The sequence below is a fragment of the Conyzicola nivalis genome (assembly GCF_040548875.1).
Classification (GTDB): Bacteria; Actinomycetota; Actinomycetes; order Actinomycetales; family Microbacteriaceae; genus Conyzicola; species Conyzicola nivalis_A.
Map to the genome: position 1 here is coordinate 227,546 of NZ_JBEPSJ010000001.1, position 20,288 is coordinate 247,833.

The window sequence follows — 20,288 nt, forward strand, 5'->3', positions numbered from 1 at the left end:
GAATCCCGCGCTGCGGAGGCAATCGCGCTCGACACACGACGTAACCCACGGTCCCTGAGCCTGTCGAAGGGCGGTCCCTGAGCCTGTCGAAGGCTTGCATCGCGCGACTACTCATGCGAGAGTAGTAAGCATGTCTTCCGTGCGCCTCTACGTCCTCGGCGCGCTCGCGGTCGAGGGTCCGATGCACGGACACCAGTTGCGACTCCTCGCCGAGAGGGAGCACGTGCACTACTGGACCGACATCTCCGTCGGGTCGCTCTACGGCGTCATCAAACGGCTCGCGGCCGAGGGGCTCATCTCCGAGCTGCGGGTGGAACGCGAGGGCAACTACCCCGAGCGTCAGGTCTACGAGATCTCGCCGGCCGGCAGGGCCGCGCTCGCCGGGCTGCGTCGCGAGGCGCTGAGCACCGTCGTGTTCAGGCCCGACCCCTTCGACCTCGCCATGTCCCGCCTCGACCCGGACACGCTCGACGGCGTCGCCGAAACCCTGGAGACCCGCATCGCGACCCTCGAGCGCATGCTCGCCGAGAGCGAGGCCCAGAGGGCCAGCGCCGACCAGTACCTCACCGTCAACGAGCGCTTCATGCTGTCGCACAAGTCGGCGAGGCTTCGCGCCGACCTCGACTGGCACCACGCGCTCGTCTCCGAACTTCCCGCCATCATCGCCGACGAGTCGGCACAAGAGAAAGCCACCTCATGACCGAGACCGCCGCCGCACGCCCCGTCGCGCCGCCCATTCCCCGCCGCGCCTGGCAGGCGCTCATCGTGCTGCTCGCCGGCATGTTCATCGCCCTGCTCGACACCACCATTGTGAATGTCGCGCTTCCCAGCATCCGCACCTCCCTCGACGCGTCGGAGGCCACCCTCTCCTGGATCATCTCCGGCTACGCCCTCGCCTTCGGACTCGTGCTGATCCCGGCCGGCCGGCTCGGCGACCGCATCGGCCACAAATGGGTGTTCTTCACCGGCCTCGCCCTGTTTACCGCGGCCAGCGTCGCCTGCGGTCTCGCACAGAACGACCTGCAGCTCATCATCGCGCGCGTCGTGCAGGGCTTCGCGGGCGGCATCTTCGTGCCGGCGGTGACGGCTTTCATCCAACTGCTCTTCCCCGCCCAGTCACGCGGCAAGGCGTTCGCGATCATGGGCGCCGTCATCGGCGTCTCGACGGCGCTCGGCCCGATCATCGGCGGTCTCATCATCGAGGCGTTCGGCGAGGAGAGCGGCTGGCGTCTCGTCTTCGGTGTCAACCTGCCTATCGGTATCGTCGCGCTGATCGCCGCTGCGATCCTGCTGCCCAACGGCGCAGACGTGAAGGCCGCCAAGGGCGCCAAGTCGGGCATCGACGTCATCGGCCTCGTACTGCTGTCTGCCGCGCTCATCGCGCTGCTGGTGCCGCTGATCGAGGGCGAAGACCAGGGCTGGCCGCTCTGGACGTTCCTGACGCTCGTCGCCGGCGCCGTGCTCGTCGTCGCATTCGCCTTCTGGGAGGTCGCCTACACCAAGCGCGGCAACAGCGCGCTCGTGCCCCCGCACCTGTTCAGCCACCCCGCGTTCACGGGCGGTACCATTCTCGCGCTCGTCTACTTCGCCGCGTTCACGAGCATCTTCTTCGTGATCTCCCTGCTCTGGCAGTCGGGCCTCGGCCACACCGCGCTCGAGTCGGGGCTCGTGTCGATCCCGTTCGCGATCGGCTCGATCATCGGCTCGTCGCAGAGCAACCGGCTCACCGCACGGCTCGGCCGCAACGTGCTGGTCGTGGGTGTCGGCCTGCTCGCCATCGGCCTCGTCGCCGTGTTCGTGCTGCTGCTCACCGTGGCGGGGGAGGACCTCACCAGCTGGATGCTCCTGCTGCCGTTGCTCGTCGCCGGACTCGGCAACGGACTCTTCATCGCCCCGAACGCGCAGTTCATCGTGGCGACGGTCGACCGCTCCGAGGCGGGCGGCGCCAGCGGCGTCATCGGCGTGATGCAGCGCATCGGCAGCGCGGTCGGCATCGCCGTGGTCGGCAGCGTGCTGTTCGCCGGCATCGCGAACGCCGACATCTCCGGACCCGACGACGTGGCTCAGGCCTTCACCGACGCGGCGGCCTGGGCCATCGGCCTGAGCGCGGCGCTGAGCATCGTGGCGTTCGTGCTCGTCTTCGCCCTGCCCAAGCGGGTCGAGAGCGGTCACGCTCCCGCGGCACCGGTCGAGTAGTCAGCGGCTCCGTCGGGAGCCGGTGGGGTCGGTGCGCGTCTCCCGCATCGGCCCCTCTTTCTGTTTCACGAACAGCCAGCGCGGCTTCGGCTCGATGATGGGCCGGAAGACCCGTCGCACGAGCGGCGACGACAGCGCGATCGAGATGGCGATGCAGGCGAGGATCATGCTCAGCAGCCACACCGCCGAGGTGCGCTCGTCGGAGATCACGCCCGTCTCGCGCAGCGGGTAGAGGATGAAACTGTGCAGCAGGTACACGTACATCGTCGACGTGCCGAAGTCGGTGATCCAGGTCTCGCCGCGGGGGATGAGCACGAAGAACGCGGCGGTGAGCACCACCGCGAGCGCGATGAGCCCGAGCCGCACGAGGCCCGCCCACCACTCCTCCTCGCCGAGGCCGCTGTAGGAGTCGTCGTAGAAGAACCAGAAGCGCAGGTCGATGGCCCGCCACACCTGGATGTTGCCTGCCACGACGGCGAGCCAGCCGAGCAGCACGGCGACCGCGACCCCGCGCACCCACCAGCCGCCGCCGTCGGCGACCCGGCGCCAGCGGTCGACGATCCCCCACTCGTTCGCCTTCCAACCGAGCACGAAGAACGGCAGGATGCCGATGGCCCTCGAGAGCGAGAAGGTGCTGTCGACGTTGCCGAAGTAGCCGACGCCGACAGAGGCGATGACGGCGATCAGCAGCGGGAACTTGAGCAACGCCAGATACGGCAGGATCAGCCGGAAGATGCCGAGCGCGAGCAGAAACCACAGGGTCCAGCTGGGCTGCGTGATGTTGAACTGCTGCTTGCCCTCGACGACGAACTGCACGAAAGTCCAGATCGTCTCCATGATCACGTAGGGAACGAGGATGTCGGTGATCACCTTGGTCATCTGCCGGTTGTTCGGCGCGCCCGGCCTCGAGAAGTACCCGCTGATGATCGCGAACGCCGGCATGTGGAAGGCGTAGATGAAGAGGTAGACGATGAGCGCGTTGTCGGACTCGGCGATGAGCCGCTGTATGCCGTGGCCGATGACGACGAGGGTCACGCAGAGGAACCGCGCGTTGTCCCAGAATGGAACGCGCACCTTCGGCGCCGCTGGTCTGGTCGGCGGCGGCGGGGTCACGACTGTCATCGAAGCCAGTGTACCGACGGTACTTTTGTTCCTATGACTTCTCGACGCGTTGTAGTGACCGGTGCCAGCTCGGGGATCGGTGCCGCCACGGTGCGGCTGTTCCGTCAGCGCGGCTGGGACGTCGTCGGCGTCGCCCGCCGCGCCGACCGGCTGGAGGCTCTCGCCGCCGAGACCGGCGCAGACGTGTTCGTCGCCGACGTGACCGTGCAGGCCGACGTCGACGCGCTGCGAGACTACGTCTCAGGGCTCGGGCCGGTGCACGCCCTCGTGAACAACGCGGGCGGCGCGTTCGGCATGGCGAGCGTCGAGGACAGCGATGCGGATGACTGGACGCGGATGTTCGACGTCAACGTCGTCGCGGTGAAGCGCGTCACGTCCGCTCTGCTTCCCCTGCTGCGTCGGGCCGCGGTGGACGGCGGCGGCGCGGACATCCTCACGGTCACGTCCATCGCCGGGCACGTCGCCTACGAGGGCGGCGGCGGGTACAACGCCGCGAAGTTCGCCGCGCACGCGCTGATGGCGGTGCTTCGGCTCGAACTCGCCGGCGAGCCGATCCGCGTCATCGAGGTCGCCCCCGGCATGGTCAAGACCGAGGAGTTCTCCCTGGTGCGGTTCGGCGGCGACCAGGCGCGCGCCGACGCCGTGTACAACGACGTGACCGACCCGCTGGTCGCGGAGGACATCGCGGAGTCGATCGTGCACGCGATCGAGCTGCCGTTCTACGTGAACCTCGACCTGATCACGATCAAGCCGGTGGCGCAGGCCGCGCCGCACAAGGTCGTCCGCGGCGAGCTCGCCCCCCGCTAGAGCGTCGTCGTCGGCACCGCCTCCCGGGCGACGTCGGCGTCGGCGAACGCCAGTTTGGGCACCAGGAACAGCAGCACGGCCGCCACGAGTGCCCCGCCGGCGCAGATCGAGAACACCGTGAGGTAGCCGAACAGGCTCGACGCGGTGCTGCCGACGAGCTGCGTCGCACCCACCGCCAGCAGAACCGCGAACACCGACGACGCGAACGACCCGCCGATCGTCTTGGTCGTGTTGGTCATCGCGGTCGCGATGCCCGTCTGACCGCGCGGTGCCGCCGCCGCGGCGGCCGCGGGGAGCGCTCCGACGAGGGCACCGGCCCCGAGGCCCGCCACGATCATGTTGGTGAACACGTGCACGACGGTGTCGTGGAACGGCAGGAACAACGCGTAGCCGATGGCCACGGCGAACGCGGCGACGATGAGAGCGACGCGGGGCGTGGTGAGCCGCGACAGCAGCGGGAACAGCAGCGCGCCCACGATGAGCGAGACGAGGTAGGCGCCGATCAGGTACGAGATGTCCGTCGCATCGAGCGACAGGCCGTAGCCGACCTCCTCGCGGTCGGTTCCCGCGAAGGTCGCCAACGGCGCCTGAGCGCCGAGGAGGCTGATGCCGATGAGCGCCGCCGTCAGCTGCACGGGCCACATGTTCGGCTGGCGCATGACGCGCAGGTCGATCGCCGGGTCGTCCTTGCGCAGCTCGTACCTGGCCCACGGCACGAACACCAGCACGCCGGCGACCATCAGCGCGTAGACCCACCAGCTCTCCGGGCCGGTGATGCGCAGGAAGGTGAGCCCGGCCGTGATCAGCAGCAGGCCGAGGCTCAACAGCCCGAAGCCCACGGCGTCGAGCGAGCGGCCGGGAAGCGGCTGCGACTCCGGCACCCCGAACAGGATCGCGAAGAACACCAGGGTCACCGCGACCGCCGGCACCATGAGGGTGAGCGTCACGTTCTCGTCGAACGCCGCGAAGATGCGTCCGCCGAGCAGGGCCCCGACGATAGCCCCGCTCTGCAGTGCGACCACCAGGAAGCCGGCGGCCTTGCGCGTCGCCGACGCCGCCGTGCCGGTGCGGCGGCCACGGTCGAAGATGAGCGCGATCTCGAGCGGCAGCCACACCGTGTAGAACGCCTGCAGCGACCAGGCCACGAGGAAGCTCGTGAAGTCCCCCGCGAACGCCAGCCACCAGGTCGCGCCCGCCGTCAGCACCGTCGAGACGAGCAGGATGCGCTTGTGGCCGTACATGTCGCCGAGCTTGGCGAGAATCGGAACCGACAGGGCTGCGACGAGCAGCTGAGCCGCCTCGAACCAGTTGAAGTCGGCGTCGCGGATGCCGAGATGCTCGACCAGGTCGGGGATGAGCGGCACGTAGAACCCCTGAAGGATCCCGCTCACGATCTCGACGAGAAAGAGGTACCCGATCAGGCCGAAGGTGATCGCGCCAGCACTGCCTCGAAGAAGTGTCATGAACGGATGCTAGCGGCATCGACACCCGCGCGGTTCGGCGGCGGGATAGCGTGTCTCTATGACTTCTCTCGCCTCCGACATCCCGCCAGCGCCCGAACTCACCCCCGACCGCGAGGTGCTCACCTGGGACCAGTTCGGCGTCGCCTCGCGCGAGCTCGGCCGCGACGTCCTGGGCAGCGGATTCGTGCCGGACGTCGTCGTCGCGATCGCCCGTGGAGGCCTGCTCCTGGCCGGCTCGATCGCGTACGCCATCGGGGCGAAGAGCTGCGGTGCCATGAACATCGAGTTCTACACCGGGGTGGGGGAGCGGCTCCCCGAACCGATCATGCTCCCGCCGATGTTCGACGACTCCACCCTCGACGGCAAGAAGGTGCTGCTCGTCGACGACGTCTCCGATTCCGGCCGCACGCTCGCCATGGTCGACCAGCTGCTCAAGGCGAGCGGCGCCACCGTGCGCACCGTCGTGCTGTACACCAAGCCGGGCACCGTGCACGTTCCCGACTACACGTGGAAGAACACCGACCGCTGGATCAACTTCCCCTGGTCGGTTCTCCCGGTCGTCGAGGTCGACGGATTCGTGCCGACCCGGGGAGCAGACGCGTGAGCATCCATCTCGTCGGCGGCGGCTGGGCAGACGACTACGACGGCGAGGTCTACGTCGACTTCCTCGCCGAGGTCGCGGTGCGCGCGTCCGCCAGCGGGCGTGCCCTCCCGCGCGTCGCCGTCCTCCTCGTCAGCGACGGCGACGGGAACGCCCCCGACCGCGCCGCGCAGTATCGCGAGCAACTGCTGCGCGTCGCACTCGTCGAACCGGTCGTGACCTCCGTCGCCGAGGGCGAGCTGTTCACCTCGGCGGTGCTCACCGACGTCGACGGGCTGTTGATCGGGGGCGGGCTCACTCCCGCGTACCTCGACGGCGTAGCGCCCATCGTCGAGGAGATCCGGATGCTCGTCGCCGACGGGCTGCCGTACCTCGGCTTCTCCGCCGGGGCCGCGATCGCCGCCGACACCGCACTCATCGGCGGGTGGATGATCGGCGAGATCCCTGTCTGCGCGGAGTCCGCGAGCGAAGACCTCGAAGACGTCACCGTCGCTCAGGGGCTCGGCCTCGTCGACCTGGCGATCGACGTGCACGCCGCCCAGTGGGGCACCCTCACGAGGCTCGTCGCGGCGACCGAGGCCGGCCTGGTCGACGGAGGCATCGCGATCGACGAGTTCACCGTGCTGATCGTGGGCGACGACTCGCTGCGGGTCGTCGGGACGGGCAGCGTCTGGCAGGTCAACCAGCACGACGACGGGGTTCTGGTCAGCACCCTCGGGGCATGAGCCTCGGCACGATCGACTCCGGCTGGGCAGCCGCCCTCGAGCCCGTGAAGGGTCGGGCTGCCGAGCTCGAGGCGTTCCTCGACGGCGAGGAGGCCCACGGCCACGGATTCCTCCCCGCCCGAGAGAACGTCCTGCGGGCCTTCGCCCGCCCGCTGGCCGACGTCAGGGTGCTGATCGTCGGGCAGGACCCGTACCCGACGCCGGGGCATCCGATCGGCCTCTCGTTCGCCGTCGACCGCCGCGTGCGCCCGCTGCCGCGGAGTCTCGCCAACATCTTCCGCGAGCTGCGCGACGATCTCGGCGTCGACATCCCCGGGCACGGCGACCTGTCGGCGTGGGCCGACAACGGGGTGATGCTGCTCAACCGCGTTCTCACCGTGCGGCCGGGGGTCGCGGGCTCGCATCGCGGCCGAGGCTGGGAGCAGGTCACCGACCTGGCGATCCGCACCCTGGTGGCCAGGGATCAGCCGCTCGTCGCGATCCTCTGGGGTCGCGACGCGCAGTCGCTCGAGCCGCTGCTCGGCGAGACCCCGGTGATCGCCTCGGCGCATCCGAGCCCGCTCTCGGCCTCCCGCGGCTTCTTCGGGTCGAGGCCGTTCAGCCGCGCCAATGCCGCCCTCGAGGCGCAGGGGGCGCATCCGATCGACTGGAATCTCGACTAGTCCCTTCTGAGACTCGCTCGTGTCCTGTAGTTTCTGCACTATGGCAGCCGCAACGACCATCGACGTCTCGCAACTCTCGAAGGCCTTCGGGCCGGTGCAGGCCGTCTCCGACCTCACGTTCACCGTCGAGCCCGGGCAGGTCACCGGTTTCCTCGGGCCGAACGGTGCGGGAAAGACGACGACCCTGCGCATGCTGCTCGGTCTGGTCAGACCCAGCTCGGGGTCGGCGACGTTCGGCGGGGTCGGCTACCACGACCTGGAGCAGCCGCTCGCGATGGTGGGGACCGCGCTCGAGGCGTCGAGCTTCCACCCCGGGCGCACAGCCCGCGCCCACCTCCGCATCTACGCCACCGCCGCGGCGATCGACGCGGGCCGCGTCGACCGGGTGCTCACCCAGGTCGGGCTCGCCGAACACGCCGACCGGCGCGTCGGCGGCTACTCGCTGGGGATGCGGCAGCGGCTCGGTCTCGCCTTCGCCCTGCTCGGCGACCCCCGGGTGCTCGTCCTCGACGAGCCGATCAACGGCCTCGACCCCGAGGGGATCCGCTGGATCCGCGGCTTCCTGCGCGAGCTCGCGGCCGAGGGTCGCACGGTGCTCGTCTCCTCCCACCTGCTCAGCGAGGTGCAGCAGAGCGTCGACCGCGCCGTCATCATCTCCCGCGGCCGCCTCGTCTACGACGGGACCCTCGCCGGGCTCGAGATGTCGGCGAAGGTGGCCGTCGACGCACCCGACCGGGCGGCGCTGCTCAGCGCACTGCTCGCGGCCGGAGCGCGCGTCGACCCGACAGACGCCGGGCTCATCGTCAAAGACATCCCGGCCGCCGACATCGGCGCGATCGCCCAGCGGGCGGGTGTTCCGCTCAGCCTGCTCGCCGCCCAGCAGGCCGGACTCGAAGCGGCATTCCTCGAACTCACGAGCGACGAGCCGCCACCCCGTGTCGGCGCGCACGCCGCCCCGCCGGTCGAAGGAGCGCAGTCGTGAACCTCGTCAGGGCCACACGTGCCGAACTCGACAAGATCTTCAGCACCCGGCTGTGGTGGATCCTCGCCCTCGTGATGTTCGTCTACGTCGGCTCGGTCGCCGGCATCCTCGCCGGGGTGTTCGGCAGCCTCGACACGTCGGCCGACCCGACGGCGCCGGTGCTCGACATGTCGGAGATCCACCTCATCATCTACAGCTCTGCCTCGGCGATCGGCTACGTCTTCCCCGTGCTGCTCGGCGCGCTGTCGGCGACGTCGGAGTTCAGGCACCAGACGCTCACACCGACCTTCCTCGCGAACCCGCGGCGCGGCCAGGTGCTCGGTGCGAAGCTCATCGCCATGGCCGTCGTCGGCGCGCTCTACGGGGTCATCGCGCTGATCTCGTCGATCGGACCCGGCGCCCTGATCCTCTCGCTGGTCGGCCAGGACGCCCGGCTCGACGACGGCAACACGTGGATCCTCGTCGTGCGCGTCATCCTGGCCATGGCTCTGTGGGCGGCCATCGGGGTGGCGCTCGGCACCCTCGTGCCCAACCAGGTGGCCGTGCTCGTGATCGTGCTCGCGTTCACCCAGTTTCTCGAGCCGATCCTCCGCTCGGTGTCGTTCATCTGGGAGTGGACCGCGCAGGTCGGCCAGTTCCTGCCGGGGTCGGCGAGCGACGCCCTCGTCGGCTGGAGCGTCTTCACGTCGCTGGGGATGATGACGACCGAGACCGTCGCCCTCGAATGGTGGCAGGGCGGTCTCGTGCTCGCCGCCATCGCCGCCGTAGCGGCGATCCTCGGGTACGTCACCACGTGGAAGAAGGACGTGACCTGATCGGCGTTTAGGCTGGACTCGGATGGAGGGCGCCCCGATGCTCGAAGAGGAATACCAGCCGCGGCGCGTTCTGCCGCCGCACCTGAAGAAGGCGCCGGAGCCCACGCCGGTGTTCGAATACTCGATCCGCGACGCCGTCGAGCAGGACCTGCCGCACATCCGCGAGATCTACAACCACTACGTCCTCAACTCGACGGTGACGTTCGACGAGAAGCCGATGACGATCGCGGCGCTGCGCCGCAAGTTCGCCTCGGTGCAGAAGCTCGGCTTCCCGTACATCGTGGCGGTGAGCCCGAGCGGGCAGATCCTCGGCTACGCCTACGTCTACCCGTGGAAGGAGAAGGCTGCCTACCGGTTCACGGTCGAGAACTCGATCTACCTCGGCCCCGCCTCCACAGGCAAGGGCCTCGGCAAGGTGCTTCTCGGCGAGCTGATCACGCGGTCGAAGGCCGCCGGCATCAAGGAGATCATCGCCGTCATCGCCGACAAGGGCGCAGAGGGATCGATCAAGATCCACAAGGACTACGGTTTCAAGGACATCGGCCACATGGGCAAGGTCGGCTTCAAGTTCGGCCGTTGGCTCGGCACCTACATGATGCAGAAGAGCCTGAAGTAGCGCCGGGCGCCTACTTGTAGACCGAGGCGTAGACCTCGGTGGAGATGAGCTCGGCCTCGCGGTACGACTCGGTTCCGCCGATCGTCATGATCACCGAGATCCAGCTGTCGCCCCGCAGCACGTTGATGATCGCGGGGTCGAGGGTGCGGTCGCCCTGCAGGGTGAACGCCGTGCCGTCGGCCGTGGTGGCCTCGTTCAGGCCCTGCGCGGCGAAGCTCTCCACGATGTCGGGCCGGGTGGCGCCGGAGAGCGGTGCGACGGAGATCGTGACGCTGCTCACCTCGCTGTCGGCGAAGCCCCAGATGCAGCTGATGCCGCCCGCCTGCTCCTCGGGGGTGGCGTCCTGCAGGTAGTCGGGGTACTTGCCGCCGGGTCCGCCGAGCAGCACCAGACCCTCGGTCTCGAACTCTGCGAGCCGCGACTGCGGCACGATGGTGGAGCACTCGGTCGGAGCCGTGAACGAGAGGGGCTCGGGAGTGGGCGTCGTGGACGCCGTGGGGACGGGCGGCGGTGCGTCCGGGGTGGTGAGCTCCGACGGCTTCTCCGCACTGCATCCCGCAAGGACCAGTAGCGCCACGATGACCAGTGGTAGAGCCGCCAGTGATTTCGATGAGCTCATTGGTGCCCTTTCCATAGGGAAAAACCTAACAGTACGAAACGGATGCCCCGTTCCTTTGCCTTCGGAACGGGGCATCCGTTGCCCTATCGATACGCGGCCGGACGGCGGTCAGTCGCGCGGGGTCGCCCTGCGTAACACGAAGTAACCGGTGACGGCGGCGAGGACGGTGGGCACGAGGCTCCACAGGATCACGCCGTTGGCCCCGTTCTCGACCAGCCATTCGCCGACCGCCGGCCAGCTCTGCGTGAAGGTGGCGAGCGCCGCGAGCCCCACGAGCAGCACCGTGAGCAGGCCGAAGAAGATCAGCATCCCGTTTGTGCGCCAGCGCACGTAGACGGCGGCGATCGCGGCTCCGACGAAGAAGAAGAACGCCAGGATCAGGAAGAACGTCGCCAGTCTCGTGTACCACTCGCCCGTGCCGAAGTAGACGGCGGTGAACATCTGGCCGCCCAGCCCCCAGCCGCCGGTGGCCTCCTCGATGTAAGACAGGACGGTGAGCGCGACGGCGTACCCGGCCGCGAGCGCCACGAAGGCGAGCGAGGTGCCCAGATAGAAGTCGCGTCTGGTCACGCCGTAGCCCTGCGCGAAGGGGAAGGTGAAGTTGATCGCCTGGATCGCCACCACCATCAGGTACACGAAGATGTAGAACGAGGCGCCGCTCCAGCCCAGGCCCTGCTGGGCGTCGGAGCGGTCGGCCGCGTCTTGCACGTTCGCGTCGATGAGCCACCAGATGGCGTAGTTCACCAGGAAGATGAACAGCATGATCAGCCAGGGGATGATCACGACCGTGTACGGGTTCACGAAGTGCAGCCGGAAGACCGCGAGGATGCGGTTCGCCGCGGGGCGGTGCGTTGTGGATGCCGATTCGCTCAGCGTGATGGTGGTCATGCGATCCTTCTCCGTTCCGATTGCGTTTCGTCGCTCGTCGTCATGCGCACGATGAGCTGTTGCAGTGACACCGGCGCCAGTTCGAGGCCGGCCTGACCCGCGGCGAGGCGCTCCGCGGGGGAGAGGCGCCCGACGGTCACGGAGGCGAGCCCTCCGAGGTCGTCGCGGTGGAGCACCTCGCGGGCGCCGATGAACGCGTCGACGGCGGAGCGCGACCCGGCGACGGTGGTCGCCGATCCGCGAAGCTCCTCGGCCGACGAGTCGACGATGATCTTCCCCTCGTCGATCACGAGCACGTGCTCGAGCAGGTTGCTCACCTCGTCGATGAGATGGGTGGAGAGGACCACCGTGCGCGGGTTCTCCGCGTAGTCCTCGAGCAGCCGGTCGTAGAACGTCTGCCTAGCGACCGCGTCGAGTCCGAGATACGGCTCGTCGAAGAAGGTCAGCGGGGCGTGCGAGGCGAGGCCGACGATCACGCCGATCGCGGAGACCTGCCCGCGTGACAGCTTCTTGATGCGCCGGTTGAGCGGCAGCCGGAAGTCAGCGATGAGCCGCTCGGCGAACGCGGCGTCCCAGTGGGGGAAGAACCAGGCGGCGCTGCGGAAGACGTGCGTGGGCCTGAAGTCCTCCGGGTAGCGCTGACTCTCCTTGACGAAGCAGACGTTCGACAGCACCCGGGAGTTCTCGACGGGGTTCTCTCCGAACACGCGCACCTCGCCCGAGGTGCGGAAGTCCTGCCCGGTGAGCAGCTGCATCATGGTGGTCTTGCCCGCGCCGTTGCGGCCGAGCAGTCCGGAGATCTGGTTCTCCTCGACGCGGAACGTGGCGTCGTCGACGGCGACGACGTCGCCGAATCTCTTGGTGAGGCCGCTGACCTCGATCACCGCGTTCATGCGGTTCCCTCCTTCTCGATCATCTCGGTCAGTTGTGCGGGGCTGATGCCGAGCTTGCCGGCCTCGGCGAGCAGCGGACGCACGTAATCGGACTGGAATTGGTCGCGGCGTTTGGCCACGAGGCGCTGCCTGGATCCTTCGGCGACGAACATGCCGATCCCTCTCTTCTTGTACAGGATTCCCGCTTCGACGAGGAGATTCACTCCCTTGCCCGCGGTTGCTGGGTTGATTCGGTAGAACGAGGCGAACTCGTTGGTCGACGGCACCTGGCCCTCTTCGGCGAGGACGCCGGAGAGGATGTCGTTCTCGATGCCCTCGGCGATTTGCACGAAGATCGGCCGTGACTCATCCACGGTCCGCCGCCTTCGTTGGTTCATTACTCATGTAACTAACCAACCAGCCCCGACCGGCGCTGTCAAGACCTAGGCTCGGAGAATGTTCGAACTCCATCACCTCAGCGCACAGGAGCAGGCCGACTGGCTTCGCCGCGGCGACATCACACCCACCGAACTGGCCTCCCACTACCTCGAGCGCATCGAACGGCTCGACCCGGGGCTCGGCGCGTTCACGACGGTGACCGGCGAGGCGGCGCTCGCCCGCGCCGCATACGTGGAGACCACCGTGTCGCGCGCCGTCGCGCTCTGGGGACTCCCTCTCGGCGACAAGGACCTCAGCGCCCGCGCCGGCGTGCGCACCACCTACGGCTCGCGCCTGTTCGCCGATTTCGTGCCCGAGGAGTCGGACGAGATCGTGCGGGTGCTCGACGAGGCGGGCGGGGTCAGCCTGGGCAAGACCAACGCTCCGGAGTTCGGGATGCCGAGCTACACCGAGTCGCTCGTCGCGCCCCCGGCGCGGAACCCCTACGACACGACCCTGGGGGCGGGCGGCAGCAGCGGCGGCGCCGCGGTCGCCGTCGCCGCGGGCCTCCTGCCGGTCGCACCCGGGTCGGACGGCGGCGGCTCGATCCGCATCCCCGCGGCCGCGACCGGGCTGGTGGGCCTCAAGCCCTCACGTGGGCGCGTGCCGGCCAACCCGGGATTCGCCTCGCTCGGCGGGCTCGTCGCCCCCGGACCGATCGCCCGCACGGTGGCCGACGCCGCGATGCTGCTCGACGCCATGACCGAGGGCGGGCCGTACCAGTACGCGACGCGCGCACCGTCGTGGGACGGCGGTGCACTGCTCAACGCGGCCGTGCGCGGGGAGGGCCGCTTCGAGATCGGCGTGATGACCACCTCGCCGTGGGACAGCGCCTACGACATCACGATCGCCCCCGAGGCCTGGGCCGCCCTCGACGCCGCGGTGAACGAGCTCACGGTGCTCGGGCACGGGCTCGAGGAGCTCGCCCTCGAGCCCGACGACACCTACGGACCGGCCTTCCGCACCATCTGGCAGGCCGGAGCCGCGAACATCCCGGCCGAGCGGGAGCAGCTCGACCTGCTCGAACCGCTCACCCGCTGGCTCGTCGCCCGCGGCAGGGAGCTAGGCGCCCGCGATCTCGCCGGCGCGCTGACGACGCTCACCCAGTTCGAACGGAGCGTCATCCGCCAGTTCTCCCGCGTCGACGCCGTGCTCACGCCGGCCCTCGCCCTCACCCCGCGGCCCGTCGGCTGGTACGACCAGGTCGACGCCGAGCGCAACTTCGAGCAGCAGGTGCAGTACACCCCGTTCACGTCGTTCGCGAACGTCGCCGGCCTGCCCGCGATCACCCTCCCGGTCGCGGTGACGGATGCGGGTCTGCCCATGGGTGTGCAACTCATCGGCCGTCCGGGCGGCGAGCACACGCTGCTCGCCATCGGCGCGCAGCTCGAGCGCCGCTTCGCCTGGCAGCGCAGGCACCCGCCGCAGTGGTGAGGGGCTAGGCCGGAAGGCTCGTGCGCGACGATACCCGCACGGCCCGCGCGCTTCGACAGGCTCAGCGACCGACCGACAGGCTCAGCGACCGACCGACCGGCTCAGCGACCGGCGCGGCTCAGGGACCGCTCGCCAGCGCCTTCCGCACGCGCGGCGCCACCTCGGTGGCGTAGAGCTCGATCGACTCCAGCATCATCGGCTGCGGCACACCCGACCAGTCCATCTGCAGGCCGACCCGGTCCATGCCCAGATGGCCGTGGGTGCGCACGATCTTGTCGGCCACCTCGTCTGGACTGCCGGCGAAGATCGCGCCGCGCGGGCCGACCATGTCGTCGTAGGTCTCCCTCGTGGGGGTGGCGAATCCGCGCTCGGCCGAGATGCGCGCCATCGAGTCGATCCAGTACGGGAAGAACGCGTCCTTGGCGGCACGCGAGTCCGTGCCGACGAAGCCGGGGGAGGCGATCGCCGTGCGCAGCGTCGCCGGGTCGTGCCCGTGCTGCTGCGCCGAACGCCTGTACAGGTCGAACAGCGGTGCGAACCGCTCGGGCAGACCGCCGATGATGGCGTAGCTGACGGGGACGCCCAGGGCGCCGGCCCGGGCGGATGACTCGGGGTTGCCACCCGTGGCTATCCAGATGTCGAGCTTTCCGGGGAAGTCGCCGCCCGCGCTGGGCCGGGGGAGGATCTGCTGGTTCGCGAGCGCGGGCCTGAACCGTCCGCTCCACGTGACGAACTCCTCCTCGTTGAGTGTCAGCAGCAGGTCGAGCTTCTCGGCGTAGAGGGCGTCGTAGTCCTGGAGGTCGGCGCCGAAGATCGGGAAAGACTCGATGAACGACCCGCGGCCGGCGACGAGCTCGGCGCGGCCGTGGCTGAGCAGGTCGATCGTGGCGAACTGCTGGAACACCCGCACCGGGTCCTCGGTGCTCAGCACCGTGACGGCGCTGCCGAGCTTGATGCGCGACGTCACGGTCGCGGCGGCTGCCAGCACCGTGGCCGGAGCGGAGATCGAGTAGTCGGGGCGGTGGTGCTCGCCGAGTCCGAAGTAGTCGATGCCCGTGGCATCCGCGAGCCTGATTCTCTCGATCGTGTCGGCGAGGTTCTGCTCTACGGAGACGCGGGCGCCGCTCTGCGGGTCCTGATGGATGTCGCCGAAGCTGTAGATTCCGAATTCCATGGCTACAGTGTGCCCTGCTGGGAGTCTTCCCACAGCCGAGAACTTTCTTTCGGCATTAGGTAAGGCATGCCTATACTGAGAGCATGACCTTCCTCGACGAGAGCACCGCGTCGGTCGGCTGGAACCCGGATGCGAGCGACAGGATCCTCCTCGCGGGTGACGAGAACGCACTCCCCACCATCCAGACCATCCTCGCCACTCTGCCCGCCCGTTCGCGCGGACAGGTCTTCGTCGAGGTTCAGAGCGTCGGCGACATCGTCGAGCTCACGGCCCCCGGCCGCTTCTCCGTCTGCTGGCTGGTGCGCGATCGCGGCCAGGTTCTCCGCCGCTCGGTCGACGCCTGGTTGAGCGAGATGCTGCCGGTATCCGCCTTCGACGACCACAGCGTGTACGCGTGGATCGCGAACGACGGCGCCGCGCGCACCCTGAGCTCGAACTAGCCGACTGAGCTCGAACTAGCCGACAGGTCTGTCGTAGGTCACCCACTTCGTCGCCGAGGCCATCGTGTCGTAGAGGCGCCGTGCCGTGGTGTTGTTCTCGTTGGTGATCCAGCGCACGACGCTGAGGCCCTCGGTCTCCGCGATCTGCGAGACGGCGTCGATGAGGATGCGCCCGATGCCTGCGCCGCGCAGGTCGGGACGCGTGAACAGGTCGTCGAGCCAGAGTCCCGTCGTGCCCGAGGAGGGGCGCGCGAACCGGCGGTAGTGCGCGAGTCCGCCGAGGGTGTCATCCTCGTCGACCGCGACGAGCGCGTGGGTCTCGTGCGAGGAGTCCGCGATCCAGCCCCACACCCGTTCGACGACGAGCCGATCTGGCGCGAGCGCGTAGAACTCCCGGTAGGCGCTGAACAGGTCGCGCCACTGCGCCTCGTCAGACGGCTGTACCGCACGCACCCGCCAGGTCATGCGTCGATCCCGACGAGCTCGGCGCTGCGCTGCCAGAGTGCGGCGGCCAGAGCGTCGTCGCGCCCCTGGGCGCGGGTGCGTCCGTTCGGCTTCAGCCGGTCGTAGTAGCTGCCGTTCGCCGCGGGTGCCGCCTGGCCGGTCGCGAGCAGCACCAGCGGCTCTGCGCCCTGCTCGACGGGCACGCCGAAGCCGCCCGACCGCACCAGATACGACAGCTTGATGAACGCCGAGTCGGCGCCGAACCCGGTCGCGACGTAGCCGGGGTGGAACGAGTACGACTGCAGCCCGGTGCGCCGCGCGAGCTCGCGGGCGAACAGGATCGTCTCGAGCTTGCTGGTGCCGTAGGCCGGCCAGCCGCCGAGCCAGCGTCGGCGACTCCACTCGAGGTCGTCGAGTCGCACGCGGCCGACGAGGTTCATGACGCTCGACGTCGAGACCACGCGCCCGCCGCTCTCGAGCAGCCTCGGCAGCAGCAGGTTGGTGAGCAGGAACGGCGCGAGGTGGTTGAGCTGGAGGGTGCGTTCGTGCCCGTCGGCCGACAGACCGCGCCCGCTCACGAGCCCGCCCGCGTTGTTGGCGAGCACGTCGATGCGCGGGTAGTGCGAGGTCAGGGCGGCGGCGAGGTCGCGAACCTCGTCGAGCCGGTCGAAGTCGGCGACGAACGGGGTGCCGTCGACGGATGCCGCGACGCGGGTCGTGCGTTCGCGGTTGCGTCCCACGATCGCCACGTCCCAGCCCTCACGCGCGAGCCGCGCCGCGGCGTTCGCGCCGATGCCCGTGCTCGCCCCGGTGATCACGATGGTCTTCGTCATGTGTAGCCCCCTTTGCTCAATCCTGCCTCTACTTCGAAGCGGTTGGTTCGCGCGACGGGCCCGGCGGCGATATACAGCGGGATGAAGGCGAGGCCGTACCGCTTCCACTGCGCGCGGTGCACGGCCTCGTGCTCGAGGACGTCGGCCGAGACGCCGTCGCGGGTCAGGTAGACGGCGCCGATCGTGGTGCCGCCGCGTCCGAACGCCCAGCGGGGGCACCGGCGGGCGACGATGACGCCGCCGTCGGGGCGGATGCGGCCGAGGCTGACGACGGCCCCCCAGAGCAGACCGGCGGCCGTCGCGAACCAGTAGCCCGGGCGGGCGACGACGGGGTGGAGCAGGGTCGCGCGTGCCGCGGGCACACGGGCCGTGGCATCCGCCCATCGTTGCATGGCTCTCACGACGCCCGTGGGGGCCTCCGGACGCACCTGCTGCATACATCGCAGAATACAGTGGCCTTATGTCTGGTGAAGTGCGTCGTGTGGCCATGATCTCGATGCACACCTCGCCGGCGGCCGCCCCCGGCACCGCCGACGCCGGCGGGATGAACGTGGCGATCCTCGCCATCGCGCGTGAGCTGGCGCGAAGGGGAGTGGAGGTCGACCTGTTGACGCGGGCGACCGGCGCGGCGGCCGTGTCGACGTTGGAGCCGGGGCTCACCCTGCACGAACTCGGGGCGGGCCCCGCCGGGGTCGTCGCGAAGGGCGACCTGTCGGCCGTCGCCGACGAGTTCGGCGAGGCGGTGGCCAGGATCGCCGGACGGGAGTCGCGCCCCTACGACGTCGTTCACGCGCACTACTGGCTGAGCGGACTCGCGGTGCTGCCCGTCGCGATCGAGCTGGGCATCCCGTTCGTGCAGAGCTTCCACACGCTCGGCGCCATGAAGCACCGCTCGATGCCCACCGGGCAGCTCACCGAACCCGAGCGTCGCGTGCGCAGCGAGTCGTTTCTCGCCCTGCAGGCAGACGCCGTGATCGCGAGCTCGACCGCCGAGGTCGACGACCTGATCGAACAGGTCGGGGCCCAGCCCGACAAGGTGTGGATCATCCCGCCCGGAGTCGACACCCGCCTGTTCGCGCCCCAGAGCGACGCGGGCGACGCGGTGCGCCTGGCGCTCGGAATCGAGAGCGGTCGGCCGCTGCTGGCCGTCGTCGGACGGGTGCAGCCGCTCAAGGGCCAGGAGCTGGCGGTGCGCGCGCTCGCCGCGATGCCCGTGCCTCGGCCGATCCTCGTCATCGCGGGGGAGCCCACCCCGGGCGAGGAGGACTACCTCGAGAAGCTCCACGAGCTCGCCGCCGATTCGGGCGTCGCGGCCGACGTGCGCTTCGTCGGAGCGCTCGAGCGGCAGGCCGTGGCGGAGCTGCTCGCCGCCGCGTCGGTCACTCTCGTGCCCTCGCACTCCGAGACCTTCGGCCTCGTCGCACTCGAATCGGCGGCGTGCGGAACCCCGGCTGTCGCCCAGAGGGTCTCGGGGCTCGTCGAGTCGGTCGCCGACGGCGAGTCGGGCGTGCTGGTCGACTCACGTGACCCGGCCGAGTGGGCGCGGGTCGTCTCGCTGCTGCTCGACGACCCGCTGTACTACGACGAGCTCGCGATCTCGGCACGCCGTTTCGCCGAGGGTTTCACCTGGGCGGCGTCGGTGTCGATCCTGCTCGACGTCTACCGGTCGCTCGGTCAGGGGCGCCCGTAGGTCTCGAGCAGTCGCAGCCAGATCTCGTTCATCGTCGGATACGCCGGCACCGCGTGCCAGAGCCGGTCGATGGGCACCTCGCCCACGATCGCGACGGTCGCAGCGTGGAGGAGCTCGCTCACATCCTGGCCGACGAACGTCACGCCGAGCACGACCTTGCGCTTCTCGTCGACGACCATGCGGGCCTTGCCCTCGTAGCCGTCGGCCTGCAGGCTCGCCCCGGCGACCCAGCCGAGGTCGTAGTCGACGACGCGCGTGGTGTAGCCGGCCTTCTCTGCGGCCCGGCTGGTGAGCCCGACGGACGCGACCTCGGGGTCGCTGAACGTGACCTGCGGAACGGCCTCATGGTCGGCGGTCGCGGCGTGGGCCCCCCATGCGCCGTCGTGAACCGCGTGGCCGAGCGCCCGCGCGGCGATGACGTCGCCGGCGGCGCGGGCCTGGTACTTGCCCTGGTGGGTGAGCAGCACCCGGTGATTGACATCGCCGGTGGCGTACAGCCAGCCGTGGTGGTGGTTGGTGTCGCCGCGCACCAGCAGGGTGTCGTCGACGTCGAGCCAGTCTCCGGGAGTGAGTCCGACGGTCTCGAGTCCGATGTCGGTCGACCGCGGCTGGCGGCCGGTGGCGACGAGCACCTCGGCGGCGACGACCTCGCTGCCGTCGGAGAGGGTGAGGGCGACCCCGTCGTCGCCGCGCCGTGCGTTCGTCGGCGTGACGCCGAGCGAGAGGGTCACTCCGAGCTTCTTCAGCGACTCGCCGACCATCTCGGCGGCGAAGTCCTCCTGCGTTCCGAGGAGTCCGCTGCGGGCGATGATCGTGACGTTGCATCCGAATGTCGCATAGGCGGTCGCCATCTCGACCGCGACGACGCCGCCGCCGATGATCGCGAGGCTGGCGGGAATGACTTTCGCGCTCGTGGCCTCGCGGGGGGTCCAGGGGGAGACGTCGGCGAGCCCCGGCACGTCGGGCAGCACGGGGTCTGAGCCGGTGCTCACCACGACCGCGTGGCGGGCGGTGAGCTCGGTGACAGTGCCGTCTGACGCCTCGACGGAGACCCGCTTGACCCCGGTGAGCCTGCCGTGGCCGCGCAACAGGCCGATGCCCGCGCCCTCGACCCATTCGACCTGGCTCGAGTCGTCCCAGTCGTGGGTGAACGAGTCGCGCCGCTTGAGCGTCGCCGCGACGTCGATGTCGCCCGTGACCGCCTGCTTGGTGCCCTCGACGTTCTGGGCTGCGCGCAGGGCGATGCCGCTGCGCAACAGCGCCTTGGAGGGCATGCACGCCCAGTACGAGCACTCGCCGCCGACGAGCTCGCTCTCGATCAGGATCGCGGTGAGCCCGCCCTGCACGGCGCGGTCGGCGACGTTCTCGGCGACGGCGCCGCCGCCGATGATGATGAGGTCGTATTCAGTTTCGGTCATTGCTCGAGGCTACTCGGCACGGCCGACGGAGGCGATAGTCGGCGCCGTC

23 protein-coding genes are annotated in these 20,288 nt (G+C 69.5%); 12 read left to right on the top strand and 11 right to left on the bottom strand.

The window, feature by feature from the left end; translation table 11 throughout:
* Positions 1-130 precede the first annotated feature (130 nt).
* Positions 131-700, top strand: coding sequence for a PadR family transcriptional regulator (locus ABIE21_RS01110; protein ID WP_354022943.1), 570 nt, complete (start codon positions 131-133; stop codon positions 698-700).
* Positions 697-2,196 carry an MFS transporter gene (locus ABIE21_RS01115; protein ID WP_354022944.1) on the top strand — a complete coding sequence of 500 codons (1,500 nt, stop codon included), beginning with the start codon at positions 697-699 and terminating at the stop codon, positions 2,194-2,196. Before ABIE21_RS01110 ends, ABIE21_RS01115 begins: the two co-directional genes overlap by 4 nt.
* Here the strand turns inward: ABIE21_RS01115 and ABIE21_RS01120 are convergent, their stop codons facing one another.
* Complete coding sequence (locus ABIE21_RS01120) at positions 2,197-3,318, bottom strand: acyltransferase family protein (RefSeq protein ID WP_354022945.1); 1,122 nt, start codon at positions 3,316-3,318, stop codon at positions 2,197-2,199. It lies immediately after the preceding gene.
* A 33-nt stretch (positions 3,319-3,351) separates the two neighbouring features.
* On the opposite strand from ABIE21_RS01120, the gene ABIE21_RS01125 reads away from it, so the two are divergent.
* A complete protein-coding gene (locus ABIE21_RS01125) occupies positions 3,352-4,125 on the top strand; it encodes an SDR family NAD(P)-dependent oxidoreductase (protein WP_354022946.1) in 774 nt (257 codons plus the stop codon).
* Here the strand turns inward: ABIE21_RS01125 and ABIE21_RS01130 are convergent.
* On the bottom strand, positions 4,122-5,588 hold the full coding sequence (locus ABIE21_RS01130; RefSeq protein WP_354022947.1) for an MFS transporter: 1,467 nt from the start codon (positions 5,586-5,588) through the stop codon (positions 4,122-4,124). The genes ABIE21_RS01125 and ABIE21_RS01130 overlap by 4 nt on opposite strands.
* Before the next feature lie 58 nt (positions 5,589-5,646).
* Between ABIE21_RS01130 and ABIE21_RS01135 the strand changes: the two genes are divergently transcribed.
* Genes ABIE21_RS01135 through ABIE21_RS01160 form a run of 6 tightly spaced genes read left to right on the top strand, consistent with a single transcriptional unit; the run spans position 5,647 to position 9,989 of the window.
* Positions 5,647-6,192 carry a phosphoribosyltransferase gene (locus ABIE21_RS01135; RefSeq protein WP_354022948.1) on the top strand — a complete coding sequence of 182 codons (546 nt, stop codon included), beginning with the start codon at positions 5,647-5,649 and terminating at the stop codon, positions 6,190-6,192.
* Positions 6,189-6,914 carry a Type 1 glutamine amidotransferase-like domain-containing protein gene (locus ABIE21_RS01140; RefSeq protein WP_354022949.1) on the top strand — a complete coding sequence of 242 codons (726 nt, stop codon included), beginning with the start codon at positions 6,189-6,191 and terminating at the stop codon, positions 6,912-6,914. The genes ABIE21_RS01135 and ABIE21_RS01140 overlap by 4 nt, the downstream gene beginning before the upstream one ends.
* Positions 6,911-7,576, top strand: a complete 666-nt coding sequence (locus ABIE21_RS01145; RefSeq protein WP_354022950.1) for a uracil-DNA glycosylase — start codon at positions 6,911-6,913, stop codon at positions 7,574-7,576. Before ABIE21_RS01140 ends, ABIE21_RS01145 begins: the two co-directional genes overlap by 4 nt.
* Positions 7,577-7,616: 40 nt before the next feature.
* The gene (locus ABIE21_RS01150; RefSeq protein ID WP_354022951.1) at positions 7,617-8,558 is read left to right on the top strand and encodes an ABC transporter ATP-binding protein; all 942 of its coding nucleotides are present in this window, start codon (positions 7,617-7,619) and stop codon (positions 8,556-8,558) included.
* Positions 8,555-9,373, top strand: coding sequence for an ABC transporter permease (locus ABIE21_RS01155; RefSeq protein ID WP_354022952.1), 819 nt, complete (start codon positions 8,555-8,557; stop codon positions 9,371-9,373). Before ABIE21_RS01150 ends, ABIE21_RS01155 begins: the two co-directional genes overlap by 4 nt.
* Positions 9,374-9,410: 37 nt before the next feature.
* Positions 9,411-9,989: a GNAT family N-acetyltransferase gene (locus tag ABIE21_RS01160; protein WP_354024379.1), complete on the top strand. Its 579-nt coding sequence runs from the start codon at positions 9,411-9,413 to the stop codon at positions 9,987-9,989.
* Positions 9,990-9,999: 10 nt separating this feature from the next.
* On the opposite strand, the gene ABIE21_RS01165 is transcribed toward ABIE21_RS01160, so the two are convergent.
* The 4 genes from ABIE21_RS01165 to ABIE21_RS01180 form a co-directional block, all read right to left on the bottom strand.
* Complete coding sequence (locus ABIE21_RS01165; RefSeq protein ID WP_354022953.1) at positions 10,000-10,566, bottom strand: hypothetical protein; 567 nt, start codon at positions 10,564-10,566, stop codon at positions 10,000-10,002.
* A gap of 150 nt (positions 10,567-10,716) precedes the next feature.
* Positions 10,717-11,496: a hypothetical protein gene (locus ABIE21_RS01170; RefSeq protein ID WP_354022954.1), complete on the bottom strand. Its 780-nt coding sequence runs from the start codon at positions 11,494-11,496 to the stop codon at positions 10,717-10,719.
* Entirely contained in the window at positions 11,493-12,389 is an 897-nt protein-coding gene (locus ABIE21_RS01175; RefSeq protein ID WP_354022955.1) for an ABC transporter ATP-binding protein, read from the bottom strand. The genes ABIE21_RS01170 and ABIE21_RS01175 overlap by 4 nt, the downstream gene beginning before the upstream one ends.
* Positions 12,386-12,766 (bottom strand): GntR family transcriptional regulator, encoded by a 381-nt coding sequence (locus ABIE21_RS01180; protein WP_436232293.1) that lies wholly within the window; start codon positions 12,764-12,766, stop codon positions 12,386-12,388. Before ABIE21_RS01180 ends, ABIE21_RS01175 begins: the two co-directional genes overlap by 4 nt.
* Before the next feature lie 58 nt (positions 12,767-12,824).
* On the opposite strand from ABIE21_RS01180, the gene ABIE21_RS01185 reads away from it, so the two are divergent.
* Positions 12,825-14,240 (top strand): amidase, encoded by a 1,416-nt coding sequence (locus tag ABIE21_RS01185; RefSeq protein ID WP_354022957.1) that lies wholly within the window; start codon positions 12,825-12,827, stop codon positions 14,238-14,240.
* A gap of 118 nt (positions 14,241-14,358) precedes the next feature.
* Here ABIE21_RS01185 and ABIE21_RS01190 read toward each other — a convergent pair whose 3' ends face one another.
* Positions 14,359-15,414 carry an LLM class flavin-dependent oxidoreductase gene (locus tag ABIE21_RS01190; protein ID WP_354022958.1) on the bottom strand — a complete coding sequence of 352 codons (1,056 nt, stop codon included), beginning with the start codon at positions 15,412-15,414 and terminating at the stop codon, positions 14,359-14,361.
* An 83-nt stretch (positions 15,415-15,497) separates the two neighbouring features.
* On the opposite strand from ABIE21_RS01190, the gene ABIE21_RS01195 reads away from it, so the two are divergent.
* Positions 15,498-15,854, top strand: coding sequence for a siderophore-interacting protein (locus ABIE21_RS01195; protein ID WP_354022959.1), 357 nt, complete (start codon positions 15,498-15,500; stop codon positions 15,852-15,854).
* Between the two features lie 15 nt (positions 15,855-15,869).
* On the opposite strand, the gene ABIE21_RS01200 is transcribed toward ABIE21_RS01195, so the two are convergent.
* Genes ABIE21_RS01200 through ABIE21_RS01210 form a run of 3 tightly spaced genes read right to left on the bottom strand, consistent with a single transcriptional unit; the run spans position 15,870 to position 17,568 of the window.
* Positions 15,870-16,319 (bottom strand): GNAT family N-acetyltransferase, encoded by a 450-nt coding sequence (locus tag ABIE21_RS01200; RefSeq protein ID WP_354022960.1) that lies wholly within the window; start codon positions 16,317-16,319, stop codon positions 15,870-15,872.
* On the bottom strand, positions 16,316-17,131 hold the full coding sequence (locus ABIE21_RS01205; RefSeq protein WP_354022961.1) for an SDR family NAD(P)-dependent oxidoreductase: 816 nt from the start codon (positions 17,129-17,131) through the stop codon (positions 16,316-16,318). Before ABIE21_RS01205 ends, ABIE21_RS01200 begins: the two co-directional genes overlap by 4 nt.
* Positions 17,128-17,568 carry a hypothetical protein gene (locus ABIE21_RS01210; RefSeq protein ID WP_354022962.1) on the bottom strand — a complete coding sequence of 147 codons (441 nt, stop codon included), beginning with the start codon at positions 17,566-17,568 and terminating at the stop codon, positions 17,128-17,130. The genes ABIE21_RS01205 and ABIE21_RS01210 overlap by 4 nt, the downstream gene beginning before the upstream one ends.
* 23 nt (positions 17,569-17,591) lie before the next feature.
* Between ABIE21_RS01210 and ABIE21_RS01215 the strand changes: the two genes are divergently transcribed.
* Positions 17,592-18,821, top strand: coding sequence for a glycosyltransferase (locus ABIE21_RS01215; protein WP_354022963.1), 1,230 nt, complete (start codon positions 17,592-17,594; stop codon positions 18,819-18,821).
* Here the strand turns inward: ABIE21_RS01215 and ABIE21_RS01220 are convergent.
* Positions 18,806-20,239, bottom strand: a complete 1,434-nt coding sequence (locus ABIE21_RS01220; protein WP_354022964.1) for a dihydrolipoyl dehydrogenase family protein — start codon at positions 20,237-20,239, stop codon at positions 18,806-18,808. The genes ABIE21_RS01215 and ABIE21_RS01220 overlap by 16 nt on opposite strands.
* Positions 20,240-20,288 lie beyond the last annotated feature (49 nt).

Bases quoted from the DNA above. Each gene is read 5' to 3' on its own strand.
- ABIE21_RS01130 (WP_354022947.1), bottom strand. From the start codon at position 5,588: ATGACACTTCTTCGAGGCAGTGCTGGCGCGATCACCTTCGGCCTGATC.
- ABIE21_RS01120 (WP_354022945.1), bottom strand. From the start codon at position 3,318: ATGACAGTCGTGACCCCGCCGCCGCCGACCAGACCAGCGGCGCCGAAG.
- ABIE21_RS01215 (WP_354022963.1), top strand. From the start codon at position 17,592: ATGTCTGGTGAAGTGCGTCGTGTGGCCATGATCTCGATGCACACCTCG.
- ABIE21_RS01195 (WP_354022959.1), top strand. From the start codon at position 15,498: ATGACCTTCCTCGACGAGAGCACCGCGTCGGTCGGCTGGAACCCGGAT.
- ABIE21_RS01150 (WP_354022951.1), top strand. From the start codon at position 7,617: ATGGCAGCCGCAACGACCATCGACGTCTCGCAACTCTCGAAGGCCTTC.
- ABIE21_RS01115 (WP_354022944.1), top strand. From the start codon at position 697: ATGACCGAGACCGCCGCCGCACGCCCCGTCGCGCCGCCCATTCCCCGC.
- ABIE21_RS01200 (WP_354022960.1), bottom strand. From the start codon at position 16,319: ATGACCTGGCGGGTGCGTGCGGTACAGCCGTCTGACGAGGCGCAGTGG.
- ABIE21_RS01205 (WP_354022961.1), bottom strand. From the start codon at position 17,131: ATGACGAAGACCATCGTGATCACCGGGGCGAGCACGGGCATCGGCGCG.
- ABIE21_RS01170 (WP_354022954.1), bottom strand. From the start codon at position 11,496: ATGACCACCATCACGCTGAGCGAATCGGCATCCACAACGCACCGCCCC.
- ABIE21_RS01180 (WP_436232293.1), bottom strand. From the start codon at position 12,766: ATGAACCAACGAAGGCGGCGGACCGTGGATGAGTCACGGCCGATCTTC.
- ABIE21_RS01160 (WP_354024379.1), top strand. From the start codon at position 9,411: ATGCTCGAAGAGGAATACCAGCCGCGGCGCGTTCTGCCGCCGCACCTG.
- ABIE21_RS01185 (WP_354022957.1), top strand. From the start codon at position 12,825: ATGTTCGAACTCCATCACCTCAGCGCACAGGAGCAGGCCGACTGGCTT.
- ABIE21_RS01175 (WP_354022955.1), bottom strand. From the start codon at position 12,389: ATGAACGCGGTGATCGAGGTCAGCGGCCTCACCAAGAGATTCGGCGAC.
- ABIE21_RS01110 (WP_354022943.1), top strand. From the start codon at position 131: ATGTCTTCCGTGCGCCTCTACGTCCTCGGCGCGCTCGCGGTCGAGGGT.
- ABIE21_RS01190 (WP_354022958.1), bottom strand. From the start codon at position 15,414: ATGGAATTCGGAATCTACAGCTTCGGCGACATCCATCAGGACCCGCAG.
- ABIE21_RS01210 (WP_354022962.1), bottom strand. From the start codon at position 17,568: ATGCAGCAGGTGCGTCCGGAGGCCCCCACGGGCGTCGTGAGAGCCATG.
- ABIE21_RS01125 (WP_354022946.1), top strand. From the start codon at position 3,352: ATGACTTCTCGACGCGTTGTAGTGACCGGTGCCAGCTCGGGGATCGGT.
- ABIE21_RS01220 (WP_354022964.1), bottom strand. From the start codon at position 20,239: ATGACCGAAACTGAATACGACCTCATCATCATCGGCGGCGGCGCCGTC.
- ABIE21_RS01145 (WP_354022950.1), top strand. From the start codon at position 6,911: ATGAGCCTCGGCACGATCGACTCCGGCTGGGCAGCCGCCCTCGAGCCC.
- ABIE21_RS01135 (WP_354022948.1), top strand. From the start codon at position 5,647: ATGACTTCTCTCGCCTCCGACATCCCGCCAGCGCCCGAACTCACCCCC.